This window comes from Butyrivibrio sp. WCD2001 (genome assembly GCF_000424485.1).
GTDB lineage: Bacteria > Bacillota > Clostridia > Lachnospirales > Lachnospiraceae > Butyrivibrio.
Map to the genome: position 1 here is coordinate 254,824 of NZ_AUJZ01000005.1, position 15,214 is coordinate 270,037.

Annotated in this window: 14 protein-coding genes; 13 read left to right on the top strand and 1 reads right to left on the bottom strand. The window is 42.4% G+C overall.

Going from position 1 to position 15,214, the window contains the following annotated elements; all coding sequences use genetic code 11:
- Positions 1 to 248 precede the first annotated feature (248 nt).
- The 12 genes from argC to G630_RS0106055 all read left to right on the top strand — a co-directional run bounded on the left by argC (position 249) and on the right by G630_RS0106055 (position 13,603).
- Positions 249 to 1,304, top strand: a complete 1,056-nt coding sequence (gene argC, locus G630_RS0106000) for an N-acetyl-gamma-glutamyl-phosphate reductase (protein ID WP_026498061.1) — start codon at positions 249 to 251, stop codon at positions 1,302 to 1,304.
- A 52-nt stretch (positions 1,305 to 1,356) separates the two neighbouring features.
- Positions 1,357 to 1,803 carry a GNAT family N-acetyltransferase gene (locus G630_RS0106005; protein ID WP_026498062.1) on the top strand — a complete coding sequence of 149 codons (447 nt, stop codon included), beginning with the start codon at positions 1,357 to 1,359 and terminating at the stop codon, positions 1,801 to 1,803.
- Positions 1,804 to 1,904: 101 nt separating this feature from the next.
- Entirely contained in the window at positions 1,905 to 3,128 is a 1,224-nt protein-coding gene (gene argJ / locus G630_RS0106010) for a bifunctional ornithine acetyltransferase/N-acetylglutamate synthase (protein WP_026498063.1), read from the top strand.
- 32 nt (positions 3,129 to 3,160) lie between these two features.
- Entirely contained in the window at positions 3,161 to 4,045 is an 885-nt protein-coding gene (gene argB, locus G630_RS0106015) for an acetylglutamate kinase (RefSeq protein ID WP_026498064.1), read from the top strand.
- An 11-nt stretch (positions 4,046 to 4,056) separates the two neighbouring features.
- Complete coding sequence (locus tag G630_RS0106020; protein ID WP_081667821.1) at positions 4,057 to 5,235, top strand: aspartate aminotransferase family protein; 1,179 nt, start codon at positions 4,057 to 4,059, stop codon at positions 5,233 to 5,235.
- A 33-nt stretch (positions 5,236 to 5,268) separates the two neighbouring features.
- Positions 5,269 to 6,810 (top strand): sugar ABC transporter substrate-binding protein, encoded by a 1,542-nt coding sequence (locus G630_RS20935; protein WP_022762866.1) that lies wholly within the window; start codon positions 5,269 to 5,271, stop codon positions 6,808 to 6,810.
- A gap of 162 nt (positions 6,811 to 6,972) precedes the next feature.
- Complete coding sequence (locus G630_RS20940) at positions 6,973 to 7,746, top strand: helix-hairpin-helix domain-containing protein (protein WP_049946115.1); 774 nt, start codon at positions 6,973 to 6,975, stop codon at positions 7,744 to 7,746.
- Between the two features lie 22 nt (positions 7,747 to 7,768).
- Positions 7,769 to 8,449 (top strand): response regulator transcription factor, encoded by a 681-nt coding sequence (locus G630_RS0106035; RefSeq protein ID WP_022762864.1) that lies wholly within the window; start codon positions 7,769 to 7,771, stop codon positions 8,447 to 8,449.
- Between the two features lie 31 nt (positions 8,450 to 8,480).
- Positions 8,481 to 9,953 carry a sensor histidine kinase gene (locus G630_RS0106040; protein ID WP_022762863.1) on the top strand — a complete coding sequence of 491 codons (1,473 nt, stop codon included), beginning with the start codon at positions 8,481 to 8,483 and terminating at the stop codon, positions 9,951 to 9,953.
- A gap of 53 nt (positions 9,954 to 10,006) precedes the next feature.
- Positions 10,007 to 10,900 carry a GerMN domain-containing protein gene (locus tag G630_RS0106045; RefSeq protein ID WP_196805757.1) on the top strand — a complete coding sequence of 298 codons (894 nt, stop codon included), beginning with the start codon at positions 10,007 to 10,009 and terminating at the stop codon, positions 10,898 to 10,900.
- 39 nt (positions 10,901 to 10,939) lie between these two features.
- On the top strand, positions 10,940 to 13,165 hold the full coding sequence (locus G630_RS0106050) for a DNA internalization-related competence protein ComEC/Rec2 (protein WP_026498066.1): 2,226 nt from the start codon (positions 10,940 to 10,942) through the stop codon (positions 13,163 to 13,165).
- A 147-nt stretch (positions 13,166 to 13,312) separates the two neighbouring features.
- Entirely contained in the window at positions 13,313 to 13,603 is a 291-nt protein-coding gene (locus G630_RS0106055) for a hypothetical protein (protein ID WP_026498067.1), read from the top strand.
- An 84-nt stretch (positions 13,604 to 13,687) separates the two neighbouring features.
- Here G630_RS0106055 and G630_RS0106060 read toward each other — a convergent pair whose 3' ends face one another.
- On the bottom strand, positions 13,688 to 14,092 hold the full coding sequence (locus G630_RS0106060; RefSeq protein ID WP_022762859.1) for an acetolactate synthase: 405 nt from the start codon (positions 14,090 to 14,092) through the stop codon (positions 13,688 to 13,690).
- Between the two features lie 89 nt (positions 14,093 to 14,181).
- Between G630_RS0106060 and holA the strand changes: the two genes are divergently transcribed.
- The gene (gene holA / locus G630_RS0106065; protein WP_022762858.1) at positions 14,182 to 15,198 is read left to right on the top strand and encodes a DNA polymerase III subunit delta; all 1,017 of its coding nucleotides are present in this window, start codon (positions 14,182 to 14,184) and stop codon (positions 15,196 to 15,198) included.
- Positions 15,199 to 15,214 lie beyond the last annotated feature (16 nt).

Below are 15,214 nucleotides of genomic sequence, written 5' to 3' on the forward strand. Positions count from 1 at the left end.
AAGGAATATACACCACCTTGTGATTAAATGCAAGTGTTTTATGCATAAAAATTTATAAAATGCAGGTTTAAGTGCATAAATATAAATAATGCTTGCATAAAACAGTTTTGTTGATTATACTAAAGTGCAAAGCATATAATAAATGATACGGGGGAAACGAGATCTTTTAAGAAAATCCTGTATGCATAATAATATGCATAAGATTCAGAAACGCTGAATGAATAATACATTATAAGGAAGGCACAGAAATGATTAAGGTAGGAATTATCGGAGCTACAGGTTATGCAGGAGCGGAGATCGCAAGACTGATTTACAGCCATCCGCAGGCGGAGATCGTGTGGTACGGCTCCAGAAGTTATATAGATGAGAGATTCAGTTCCGTTTACGGAAACTTCTTTAATATAGTAGATGAGAAATGCCTCGACGATAACATGGACGAGCTTGCAGAGAAAGTGGATGTTATTTTTACGGCAACTCCCCAGGGCCTTTGCGCAGGACTTGTTAATGATGAAATTTTGAGCAAGGTTAAGATAATCGATCTGTCGGCTGACTTCAGAATTAAGGATGTTTCCGTATATGAAAAGTGGTACGGCATCGAGCACAAGTCGCCCCAGTATATAGAGGAAGCGGTTTACGGACTCTGTGAGATCAACAGGGATAAGATAAAGGGAGCGAGACTAATCGCTAATCCCGGATGCTACACAACCTGCTCGATTTTAACAGCTTATCCTCTTATTAAAGAGAAGCTCATTGATCCTAATACACTCATAGTCGATGCGCTTAGCGGTACTTCCGGAGCAGGCAGAGGGGCGAAAACACCGAACCTTTTCTGTGAGGTTAATGAGAGCGTAAAGCCCTACGGCGTGACCAATCACAGACACACACCCGAGATTGAGGAGCAGCTTGGATATGCGGCAGGTGAGGAATTTACAATCAACTTCACACCTCACCTGATTCCCATGAACCGAGGCATCCTTGCGACAGAGTACGCATCACTTATGAAAAAAGCGGACGGATCGCTTCCCACTGCAAGTGACATAAGGGCTGCTTATGAGAAATATTATAAGGATGAGAAGTTTATCAGACTTTTACCTGATGGTGTATATCCGGAGACAAAATGGGTTGAGACAAGCAATTTCGTTGATATAGGTTTCAAGATAGATGAGCGCACAGGTCGAGTCATCATGATGGGAGCAATAGATAACCTGGTAAAAGGTGCTGCCGGTCAGGCTGTTCAGAACATGAACATTATGTTTGGCTTTGAGGAAAGCATGGGACTTGATTTCGTTCCGGCATTCCCGTGATGAGAGAACCTGGCGAGGACCTTATATATTAAGTGCTTTTGGAGGAAACGTCATGGTACGGGTAATGACTATAGATGATTATGAAGAAGTTTACGCTCTTTGGAATTCGATAGAGGGTTTCGGACTAAGAACTCTTGATGATTCACTGGAAGGAATAACAAGATTTATCAATCGAAATCCAAATACATGTGCGGTGGACATTGAAGACGACAAGATAGTCGGAGCCATTCTTTGCGGACATGATGGGAGACGAGCATGTTTCTATCATGTTTGTGTTAATAAAAATTACAGGCGTCATGGAATCGGCAAAAAGATGGTTGAGTTCTGTATTGAGAGATTAAAGGAAGAGAAGATCAACAAAGTCTGCCTTAATGCGTTTGTTACCAACAAGGTCGGGAATGCTTTCTGGCAGCGAATGAACTGGACGCTTCGCTCGGACATGAACTATTACGACTTTACATTAAATGAAAATAACTTCACTGAATTTGTTGGAATTTAAGACCTAATGCCTTCCCCTGGGGGTGAGAAATATTAAAGCCTTCCCCCTAAGGGGGAAGGTGTCAGCGAAGCTGACGGATGAGGGTAGATAAGGAGAAAAACATGAAAATAATAACAGGTGGTGTTACAGCTGCTAAAGGTTTCAAGGCAGCAGGCGCAGAAGCAAATATAAAATATAAAGATCGCAAGGACATGATGCTTATTTACAGCGAGTCACCTTGCACGGCAGCAGGCGTTTTCACAAGCAACGTGGTAAAAGCGGCTCCGGTCCTTTGGGACAAGGAAATATGCAGTGAAATTCAACCCGTACATGCAATAGTAGGTAATTCGGGAATTGCCAATGCGTGTACCGGTGAGGAGGGCAAAAAGGTTTGCGCTGATACAGCTGCTGAGGTTGAGCTGCTCCTGAACCTTCCTGAGAATTCTGTTCTGGTCGCATCTACGGGTGTAATCGGTATGCAGATAAACATGGATGCAATAAAGCGCGGCATTGCGCAGATGGTTCCGCAGCTTTCGGATTCAGAAGAAGCCGGGACAGATGCAGCGAAGGCAATAATGACAACAGATACTTATCCCAAACAGATGGCTGTCACATTTGAAGTGGGTGGTAAGCAGTGCGCCATGGGAGCACTGGCAAAAGGATCCGGGATGATTCATCCTAACATGTGCACAATGCTTTCATTTATAACAACAGATGTTTCGATATCACATGAACTTCTTCAGAAGGCCTTGAAGACAGTGGTTGTGGATACCTTTAACATGATTTCCGTTGACGGAGACATGTCCACGAATGACTCTCTCATGGTTCTTGCAAACGGAGAAGCAGGAAATCTGGAGATCACGGAAGAAAATCAGGATTACGAAGCCTTTAAGGAAGCTCTTTTCACTATCTGTAAGGAGATGGCGAGAAAGCTTGCGGGTGACGGAGAAGGTGCAACCGCACTTTTCACAGCACATGTTATGAATGCGGATACAAAAGAAAATGCCAGGACACTGGCAAAGTCTGTTATCTGCTCATCTCTTACAAAGGCTATGATATACGGACACGATGCTAATTTCGGACGCATTTTATGTGCACTTGGCTACTCGGGTGTACTGTTTGATCCGGATAAAATCGAGCTTTCGGTTGAGAGCTGCGATGGAAGCCTATTGTTATTTAAAAACGGAGAGCCGCAGGCTTTTGATGAGGAATATGCATCTAAAGTACTTTCGGCAAAAGAGGTTATCGCGAAGGTGGATATGCATTCAGGAAGTGAGGAGGCCTGTGCCTGGGGCTGCGATCTCACCTATGACTATGTAAAAATCAATGCTGATTACAGAAGCTGACACCCGGTATTTAAAGAAAAAGGAGAGGAACCATGGATACAGATATGCAGGAAGTAATGAAAAAAGCTGAGGTGCTGATCGAGGCACTTCCATATATTCAGAAGTTTAACCGTAAGATCATCGTCGTAAAGTATGGCGGAAGTGCTATGGAGAGTGAAGAATTCCAGAAGAATGTCATCAAGGATGTGACACTGTTAAAGCTCGTCGGCTTCAAGCCCATTATCGTCCACGGCGGCGGAAAAGCAATCAGCAAGTGGGTAGGCAAAGTCGGAAAGGAAGCGGAGTTTGTAAACGGCCTTCGCGTTACCGATGAAGAGACCATGGAGATAGCTGAGATGGTTCTTAATAAGGTGAACAAGTGCCTTGTAAGAATGGTTCAGGAGCTTGGCGTTAAGGCAATCGGAATAAGCGGCAAGGATTCCGGACTTTTGAAGGCTAAGAAGAAGCTTTCAGGAGGTCAGGATATCGGCTTTGTCGGGGATGTCGAGAAGGTAGATCCCAAGATCCTTTACGATCTTATGGACAATGATTACCTGCCTATCATCGCACCTGTAGGAATGAATGAGAACTTTGAGACCTTCAATATAAATGCGGATGATGCGGCCTGTGCCATAGCTAAAGCCGTAAATGCCGACAAGCTTGCTTTCCTTACGGATATTGAGGGAGTTTACAGGGATATCAATGATCCATCCTCGTTTATTTCAAGACTTACCTGCTCTGAGGCGGATGCGCTTATTGCGAGCGGTAATATAGGCGGAGGAATGCTCCCCAAGCTTGAAAATTGCTCAAATGCAGTAAAAGAGGGAGTTCACAGAGTGCATATTCTTGACGGAAGAATACCGCATTGTCTGCTGCTTGAGTTCTTTACCAATAAGGGTGTCGGAACCATGTTCATGCCCGACGGAGAGGAGATTTGAAAATGGCAACCATGAAAGAATATATTGATGAAGCCGAGCGTGATCTGCTTCACACCTACAACAGATATCAGGTGGTACTTGATAAAGGCGAGGGTGTTCATCTCTATGACATAGAGGGAAAAGAATATCTGGACTTTGTATCAGGCATAGGAGTTTTTGCTCTGGGATACGGTAATAAAGAGTACAACGATGCTCTTAAGAACCAGATTGATAAGGTTATTCACACCTCAAATTATTATTACAACGTGCCCGCAATAGAAGCGGCCAAAAAGCTTAAAGAAGTTTCCGGTATGGACCGTGTATTTTTTACAAACAGCGGGGCAGAGGCTGTTGAGGGTGCGCTCAAGGCAGCAAGAAAATACGGCTTTTTAAAGGACGGAAGGACAGATCATGAAATAATCGCAATGAATCATTCCTTCCACGGAAGAACCTTCGGGGCACTTTCCGTTACCGGAAATGCTCACTATAGGGACGCTTTTCAGCCTATGATAGGTAACATCCGTTTTGCAACCTACAATGATTTTGAGAGCGTTAAAAAGCAGGTTACAGATAAAACAGTTGCCATAATAATGGAAACCGTTCAGGGTGAGGGTGGAATTTATCCTGCAACTGAGGATTTCTTAAAGAATGTAAGAGCACTTTGCGATGAAAAGGATATTCTTCTTATTCTTGACGAGATACAGTGCGGTATGGGAAGAACAGGCTATATGTATGCATGGCAGAAGTTCGGTGTTAAGCCCGATATCATGACAACAGCCAAGGCGCTTGGATGCGGAGTGCCGATAGGTGCTTTCTTAATGACTGAAAAAGTGGGACAGAATTCACTTGTGGCAGGTGATCATGGTACTACTTACGGTGGTAATCCCCTTGCCTGTGCGGCAATCGACAAAGTCCTTGATTTATTCGAGACTAACCATATAATAGATAACGTGAGACAGGTTTCGGAATATCTCGAAGAGCGTTTGGACGATCTGAAAAATCGCTATGATTTCATCGTGGATCGCAGAGGCAGCGGACTTTTACAGGGACTTGAACTTGATCGTCCCGTAGGAGAGATTATCGGAAAAGCGCTTGATAAAGGACTTATTCTTATAAATGCAGGAACAAATGTTATCAGATTCATTCCTCCGCTTGTAATAACAAAGAAGGATGTTGACGATATGCTGGATATTTTGGAAGCTTGTCTTTAAGTAATCACTAAAAATTTTTATGTGAGGTTATCTATGAAGATAAGATTCAGGCTGCTTGGAGCGGTTCTGGTTATAGCACTGCTCGGAGCAGCTTTTTATTATTCCAGGTCAGGAATAAATCTCCATGAGGAGCGTTCGATTTTCGGCGCAAATGACAAGACAACCATAAGACTGTGGTACACTGATGATTCCATGACGGATTATCTTACCGGTAAGGCTGTTGAGTACAATAAGAAGAGTAAGACCACCAGAGCTGAGATACAGCTGGTTTCCGGCCTTGAGTATCTTGAGGAGATAAGTAAGGCATCGGTTCAGGGAGATAATTATCCCGATGTTTTCATCATGACACACGACAGCCTTGAGAAGGCTTATCTTGCAGGACTTGCGGAGGAAATAAAAAAGCCGGAGCTTCTTGAAGATGAGACTCTTGGCTTTAGTGATGCTGCGAAGAATTCGATCACCTATAAGGGAAAATATATCGCATATCCCTACTATTTTGAAACAAGTTCACTTTTATATAACAGAACTTATCTGGAAGACGAGGTACGCGCGCGCAGACAGGCTGAGCTTGATGCTGCGGAAGGCGAACTTGCGCAGGCAGCTGCGGATGCCGGAGAGATAGAGGGCGAGGATATCACACAGGCCGAGGATGCACCTGTACCTGAAATCAGTGAAGATGCCGAAAATGCAGATGGCGCAGAGTATGTGGAAGAATCCGCGATTTCCGCTGAAGAGGTAGAGGCGGGTGTTAATGAGATGCTTCCTTCCACTATCGAAGATATTCTTCTTTTCGCAGATAATTATAATGCCCCTGATACTGTTGAATCGGTATTCAGATGGGATGTTACCGATATTTTTTATAATTATTTCTTTGTGGGTAATTATCTTAATCTTGGTGGACAGTCTGGAGACGATACCAGTCAGATCAATGTCTACAATGAAGATACTATCAACTGCATGAGCTTTTATCAGCAGCTCAATCAGTTCTTTGCCATAGATGAGAGTGTGGTTACTTATGAGAATGTTTTGCAGGACTTTATTGACGGCAAAACAGTATTTACCGTTGCGACAACCGATGCTGTAGCTAAAATAGAAGAGGCTAAGGCTGCCGGCAACTGCAGCTTTGAGTATGGGGTGACCACAATGCCGGCTCTTAACGATACCTATGGAACAAGAACCATGTCCGTTACTGAGTGTCTGGTGGTTAACGGATACTCGGAGCATCAGGAGAAAGCGAATGATTTTGCAGCTTTCCTTTGCAGTGAGAACACAGATACTTGCTATACAATGAGTGGCAAGCTTATCGCGCACGAGGGGATCCCTTACGGAAATGATTCGCTTGATTCCTTTGTCAGCGTTTATGCCAAATCGGTTCCCATGCCCAAGCTTATGGCTACCAGTAATTTCTGGGTACAGCTTGAGATTGCCTTTTCCAATATATGGGAAGGTGCAAATGTTAACGATACCTTAAAAACATTGTCTGAAAATGTTAAGCTTCAGATAGGCGGAACAGAGGTTACTGAGGAGCGGCTTCCGGATGCTTCTATCGTTATTACCGAGGGGCAGGAAGAATAAATGTTTACAAATTAAACAAAAGAATACTCTTTATGGCTGTCTTTTTTGTAATTGTTACGAAAATATTACAGCCATCTTGTTTTTAAAAATCTTTTCCGTTATTATGTTTATTGGACTTAACTAAGTCTATGCGTGGTGGGGCCTCCACATTGTGGAGGAAACATGCATAAAAATATTACGAAAAGCTTTATAATTTCAATTTTGACCGGGATGCTTATATTATCCGGATGCAGCAGGAAAAATGCTGAACTGGTGCTCACAGAGCCGGACATAACCTCTGAGACTGTTTCAGTACAGGATGATAGGGCGGTGTCTGATGCTTCAGGGAGCGAATCTGCCGAAACTCAAAATTCTTCATCAGCAGATTCAGTTAGCTCTGCGGAGGCGGATACAGCCTCAGATACGACAGAAAAAGAGGAAGAAAGCAATATTCCCGAGACAATCATGGTTCATGTGTGTGGAGCGGTTCTCTGCGAGGGAGTGTATGAACTTCCGGGTGGCAGCAGAGTTGTAGATGCTGTTAAGGCAGCAGGTGGCTTTTCAGAGGAAGCGGACAGCGATTATATAAATCAGGCGTTGGTGCTTTCCGATGGTGTTAAAGTCAAAATTCCGACTCTGGAAGAAACTGCAATTTCTGCGCAAAACGGGAATGTTCAGACAGATATTTCCGTTGAACCGGGTAGTGATACAGCGGGTGTGACCGGGATGAATGAGGACAGTTCTTCTTCCTCTGAATCCGAGGGCGGCAAGGTCAATATCAATACAGCTGATGAGACCCAGCTGTGCACAATTCCGGGCATAGGACCGGGCAGGGCAAAAAATATTCTTGCCTATCGTGAAGAAAACGGTAAATTCGGAACAATCGATGATATCAAAAAAGTTTCAGGTATCAAAGATAAGTTCTTTGCAAAAATAAAAGATTATATAACAGTTTAAAGAATTAAATGGAGTGGAAGAAATGGCGAAGAAGGTACTGGTTGTTGATGATGAAAAGACAATTGTAAAAGGAATACGTTACAGTCTTGAGCAGGATGGTATGAAGGTTGATAGCGCTTTTGATGGTGAGGAAGCCTTGCAGCTTGCACATGCCAATACCTATGACATTATTCTACTCGATGTTATGCTTCCGAGAATGGATGGTTTTGAAGTTTGTCAGCAGATAAGGGATTTTTCGTCCGTACCGATTGTTATGCTTACAGCTAAGGGTGATGATATGGACAAAATCCTTGGCCTTGAGTACGGAGCTGATGATTATATTACAAAGCCTTTCAATATACTCGAGGTTAAGGCCAGAATAAAGGCAATCATGAGAAGAACCACTAAACCTGAGACACAAGCTAAAGTGCTTACATTTGGAGATCTTACGATCAATGAAGAGTATAGAAGAGTATATGTTGGCGACAGAGAGATAAATCTTACCAGCAGGGAATTTGATGTTCTTGAGTTCCTGGTATCTACTCCGGGCAAGGTTTACAACAGAAGTGAACTTCTGCACGCTATATGGGGAGAGGATTTCCCCGGAGATGAGAGAACGGTTGACGTTCATGTTAGGAGACTCAGGGAAAAGCTTGAGGTTAATCCCAGCGAGCCAAGGTATGTAAGAACAAAGTGGGGATCAGGCTATTACTTCCAGGCATAAATGAGATTCAGGCAAAAATTTTGGAGCCAAGATGATATACAACCCATTTAAAAGTCTTAGATTTAGAATATTTTTGATTGTTTTTCTCACGGGGCTTGTTTCATGCCTCGTGATTCATTCTGCAATTCTTGAAAGCTACGAGGATCGTGCTGTCAATGTCAGAGAATCGGAAGTGTCTACGCAACTGATGATTCTGGCTAATCACCTGATAAATTACAATTATTTTTCGGATACGACTTCTGATGTCATAAACGCAGAGCTTGACCTTATTGCGAACCTTTATGATGGAAGAGTTATTGTCATTGACAGTGATCTGAAAATTCGCAAGGATACATACGGCATAAGTGAGGGAAAAACCATAATTTCCGACGAGGTAGTCAAGTGTCTGAAGAATGGTACCTCAGGATCAACTGCCGTTTATGACAAGAATAACGGCTATATTGAGATGACGGCGCCGATCATGGAGACGCTGACCTATGAGACAGGAGATGTGGCCCGGAAGGAAGAAAAACAGGATGTTGTCAGAGGCGTTCTGCTGATAAGTGTTTCGACCGATTATATCAGTGCTACCATGGATATTCTGACAAGAAGAGCGATGACGATAGAGGTTATTGCCATAATTGTAATCCTTGTTATGGCCTTATATATGTCAGGAAGACTTCTTAAGCCTTTTGACAGAATTACATCTGCTATCAATGACGTTAAGGCAGGATTTACAAACGAACCTATAGCAGGATCTGATTATTATGAGACAGAACACATTATAAATGCGTTTAATCAGCTTCTCCTCCGAATGAATGCACTTGACGCCTCAAGACAGGAATTTGTTTCTAACGTTTCTCATGAGCTTAAGACGCCCATTACATCCATGAAGGTGCTGGCAGATTCTCTAATTATGCAGGAGGATGTTCCGAATGAGGTCTACAGGGATTTTATGGAGGATATAGCAGCTGAAGTAGACAGAGAGAATCAGATAATAAATGACCTTCTTGAGCTTGTCAGAATGGATAAGAAGGCTACAGCACTAAATATCACTTCAGTTGACGTGGTTCAGATGATGGAGATAATCCTTAAGCGAATCAGGCCTATTGCTCAGAAGCGTAACATAGAATTGACACTGGAAACTACAAGAGAGATAACAGCTGAAATTGATGAGGTTAAGCTTTCACTGGCACTTATGAACCTTGTCGAAAATGCGGTTAAATATAATAAGGACGACGGATTCGTCAAGGTTAAACTGGATGCAGACCATCAGTATTTTACCTGTGAAGTGAGCGATTCGGGAATAGGTATTCCTGAGGACAGTCTCGACAGGATTTATGAGAGATTCTATAGAGTCGATAAATCAAGATCCAGAGAGATCGGTGGCACAGGACTCGGTCTCGCAATTACTCACAGTGCGATACTGATGCACAGAGGAACAATAGAGGTTAAGAGCGAAGAAAATGTGGGAACTACCTTCACGGTTAGAATCCCTCTGATTTACATGCAGTCACTGGAATAACGGGAGATATGAATACTACATTAAAAAGATTAGTAAACTTAATATTGTGTCTTATGCTTGTTGTTCTGTGCATGACCAGCTGCGCGAATCAGGCTAAGGAAGATGATCCGAACAGGGTACAGGTATACTACCTCAAATCTGATGAGAACGGTATGGTATGCGAAGACTATCATGTTCTCTCTGATATGACAAACACAAAGGCAGTAATAGAAGAGCTTCTCGCAAAGATGAGAACAATGCCGGAAAAGCTCGAATATGAGGCACCTATTTACGGCCCGGTTAATCTTCTTTCGTATAAAATAAATGGTGATGTACTTACGCTTAATTTTTCAAGTACCTACACCACTACCGAGAAGACTACGGAAATTCTGGACAGAGCGGCAATGGTTCGTACACTGACACAGGTTCCCGGCATTCAATATGTGACTTTTACTGTTGAAAATACACCGCTTTTGGATAGTAATGGGAATATCATAGGCAACATGTCTGCAGATAACTTTGTTTATAACGCAGGTAATGAGATAAATACCTATGAGAAGGTTGAGCTCGTTCTCTATTTCGCTACGGATGATGGGGAGGAACTCATACCGGTTTACAGAAGTGTCGTGTATAACAGTAATATTCTTATGCAGAGACTTGCTATAGAACAGCTGTTGAAAGGACCAAATACAGATTTGGCACTTCCGACGCTCAATCCTCAGACAAAGATAAATTCCGTTTCTGTAAGAGACGGCGTATGCTATGTTGATTTTGATGAAGGAATCCTTACGCAGGTGGGCAATGTCAGCCCTAAGGCGGCGTTATACTCTCTTGTTAACACTATTTGTGAAACCGCAGATGTTAACAAGGTTCAGATATCTGTGAATGGGCAGACTTCTGCCACTTTCATGGAAAATGTATCTCTCGATACAATATTCGAGAGAAACCTTGATATAGTCAGGGAATAATCTGCTTTTTGCGGTTTTATATTTGTTGGGAATATATAAATGAAGCGACCGCTATGCGCTGTTGGGGGATTATTCGCAGCGGCTGTCTTTTTCCTGCTACTTGTAATACAGGTACAGGAAGGCTCAGAACTGCCTGATCGGGCAGTTGTTACAATTACCGGAACCATATGTGGTAAAGAAGAAAAAATCAGTTCCTATACAGGAGAAAAACAGATTGTTTTGTACCTGAAAAAGGAAGACGGAAGGAAGATTATGCTCTATCTGGATGATGCAGGGTATAAGCTTCCTATGGGATGTATCCTCAAGGTCTCAGGGAAAGTGAGAAACTTTCCGGAGAGTAGGAATCCCGGAGAGTTTGACAGTCGAAGCTATTACAGAATTTTGAAAATTGAATACAGTCTTACGGATGTGAAAATTCTTGGAATCGGTGGAAGAGAAAATGTGCCGGAGGAATTGTTGTACAGAGTTAAGCAGAGCTTTGAAGAGATTCTGGATAGAACAATGAATTCCGAAGATTCCGGAGTAATGAAAGCTATACTTCTGGGAGATAAGAATTGGCTATCAGATGATATTAAAGATGCATTCAAGAAAAACGGCATTATCCATATTATTGCGGTGTCCGGCGTGCACATATCAATTATTGGAATGTCTCTTTACAGGCTTCTTAGGAAAGTGGGCGTGAAAATTCCGGCAGCAGCTGCTATTTCGGTTATAGTAATGCTTATGTACGGAGTTATGTGCGGAATGAGTGCATCAGCATTCAGAGCAATTGTTATGTTTGCTGTCCATCTGGGAGCGGATATTATAGGCAGAACCTACGATATGTTGTCGGCTATGTCTCTTTCCGGAATAATGCTTCTTGTCTCATGTCCGTTATATTTGAAACACAGTGGTTTTTTAATGTCCTTTGGCGCTGTTATAGCGATAGGCTATGTGCTTCCTGCTATGCCTGACACTATCAGAACAGGTAAGCTTAAGTTTATGGCAGCAAGCCTTTCCATAGTGCTTGTTACCTTGCCGGTGAATATGTGCTTTTATTACACATATCCGGTTTATTCCATAGTCCTCAATCTGTTTGTTCTTCCGCTTATGTCTGTGCTGATCCTTTTGGGAATAGCGGCTATTATTTTTGGCTATGTATTTCTTCCCGCAGGGATAGTGAGCGGAATAGGATGTCACCTGATATTGAAATGGTTTCTGCTTTGTTGTAATACCGGAAGTTCAATACCCGGCAATACATGGTATGCGGGACATCCTGAGATTTGGCAGGTTTTGATTTACTTAATCCTTTTGGGAGCATTTGTTATTATTAAGCTCAAAACCCATAAGCCGGTTCCGAGTACAGATTCTGCAAAAAGACGATTGGATGAAATCAGAGAGCGGAAGTTTGACATAATAAGGCATGTTTTTTTGTTTGCAGGTTTATGCGTTTTGTGTCTGAGAATAAGGCCGGAACTGCGGATAACTGCTTTAGATGTCGGCCAGGGTGACGGAATAGTTATAGAGACTAAAACCGCCAATTATCTTATAGATGGCGGTAGTACATCCAAGAAGCAGGTTGCAAAATATCAACTGATACCATTTTTGTCATGTCAGGGAATAGGCAGGCTTGATGCAGTGATCATGACTCATGAGGATGAAGATCATGTGAGCGGAATCCTCGAACTTTTTGATGAGGTGGAAAAATACAAGGGAGCCATAAAAATCGATAATTTGATTCTCCCTAAGGTTGGTGACAGCTCAAAGGGTGAAAAATATAGAACTCTTGAAGAAAAAGCAAGAGAGCTGGGGATAAATGTTGCATACATTGGAAGAGAAGATAAGATCAGAAACAGAGATGTTGAGATAGAATGTCTTGGTCCTGTGAAAAATATGATAACAGATGAACCCAATGCATATTCAACCGTTCTGTATATAAAAAAAGGCAGTTTTAAAGGGCTTTTTACCGGTGATGTGGATGGCGTGGGCCAGGATAACCTGCGTACCTATGTGGGAGCTCACAGAGATAAATTTGCGGACATAACACTGCTTAAAGTGGCTCATCATGGCAGCAGATATACTACGGATGAGGCTTTTCTTGATATAGTTCATCCCAAAGTAGCATTTATAAGCTGTGCACAGAATTCACAATATCATCATCCGCATAAAGAATTACTTGAAAGACTTGACAATATAGGTGCAAAGACCTATATAACCGCGCAAAATGGGGCAATTACAGCATTAGTGAATGATAAAAATGTGAAAATAAAAACATACTTGGATTAATCTTATAATCGTGAGAATTATGATTTGGGCATAAAACGGCATTATTGTCAAGTACGAGTTATGAACAAAACTGTTCATTTTCCGTAAACTATAGACTAATTCATCCCTTTATAATGTGTGTTAGAGAAGGAAGAGATGAGGTGAGTAATGAAGAAATTTGTTGCGGGCGCCATGTTAGTATTTTTGGTGCTGCTGGGAGCTTTTAGTTTCTCAGGAATAGTTCATGCTTCATCAGCTGAGAATTCAGCTGTTATGTATGAGACAACAGAAAATTCTGAAAATGCAGACTCAGACGATAGCGAGGGGGAGGAAGAGGCTGAGGTTCTCGGTGAGAAGCGAGATCAGTCTGATAAGTTTGTCCTCGGTATCGAAATTGCTATATCTCTGACCTTCGCAATTGGACTCATCGCTGCCAGTCATGGCGCAGATGTCAAGTGAGTCGGGTATGAAATTATATATATACTTGAAGACCGCAGGCTGGGGAGCCTGCGGTCTTATTCGTGTATAGCATTTTATATGTTATTAAATGGATTTGTATCCCTTGTTTACCAGGATATTCTCAACAGCGTAAATATCATCTGTATGCATAACCATGATGGGAAGACCTGATTCACGATTGAAGGACAGATAGATATAGTTAACATTGATATTGCTCTCGTAAAGTGACTTCAAAATGTTGTCCAGAGCTCCAACAGCATCTGGACACTCTATTCCAAGAACATGAGTGGTCTTGCAAATATAACCTTCATCACCGAGAACCTTGATACATTTTTCCGGATCTGAAACGACCATTCTGATTATTCCGTATTCGGCAGAGTCATTCGTAACCGATCCGAGAATATTTATGTCATTTTTCCTGAGAATTCCTGTGATATTCTGAAAACACCCCTTTTTGTTTTCAGCGTAAATAGATACCTGCTTTAACATTATGACTCCTCCCATAAAAGATTAAGCCGAAACCTCGCTTATTATGTTATAATATACAACATATTGTGATTGTGGGGCAAGGAAATAATATGGCTGCAAAGAAGACGACAGATTATCCTGTCAAGCAAAAGCAGATAAATGAGGATATTCAGACAGGTAAATTCAGGCCATGCTATCTTGTATACGGCGAAGAGGCCTATTTGCGCAACCAGAACAGGGATAAACTTCGTGAGGCCCTTCTTGGCGGTGGAGATAAGATGAATCTCCAGCACTATGAGGGCGCAGGGATTAATCCCGCTGAGGTAATTGACATGGCCGAGACGCTGCCATTTTTTGCGGAGAGACGTGTCATAGTCATTGAGGATAGCGGATTTTTTAAAAACGGATGCCCCGAACTTGCTGATTATTTAAAGAACCCTGCCGAAACAACTGTTTTTTTATTCGTGGAATCGGCAGTTGACAAGCGAAAGGACATGTATAAGGCAGTAAGTAAGGCCGGCCTTGACATAGACTGCGAGACACCGGATGAACAGATGCTATATAGATGGATTACCGGGAAAATGAAGGCTGAAGGTAAAACGATTAGCGCCAGGGCTATTGCGTATTTTATCAGCCGTGTCGGAACCGATATGTCCAATATGGTCCACGAGATGGAGAAACTCATCAGTTACACTCTCGGAAGAAATGAGGTGACTGAAAAGGATATAGATGCTGTTTGCGCCAACTGGCTTACAAGCAGGATTTTTGAGATGACAGATGCTATTGTTATGAAAAATCAGGCGAAGGCGATGAACATCTACTATGAACTGCTTGCGTTAAAAACCGCACCGGAACAGATTCTTGCGCTCATTATGAGACAGTTCAACCAGCTCCTTCAGGTTAAAGAGATGACCGAGTATTCTGCCAATAAGGGCGATATAGCCAAGAAGCTGGGAATACATCCGTTTGTTGCGGAAAAGCTTATGGGATGGTCCAGAAGCTACCAAATGAAGGATTTAAAGGATTCGCTTGAGATGTGCCTTTCCAGCGACGAGGCTGTAAAATCAGGCAAGCTTGACAGAATCATAAGTGTTGAAATGATTATAGTTAAAGCGTCATCAAGATGAATGTAAGGAGGGAAAT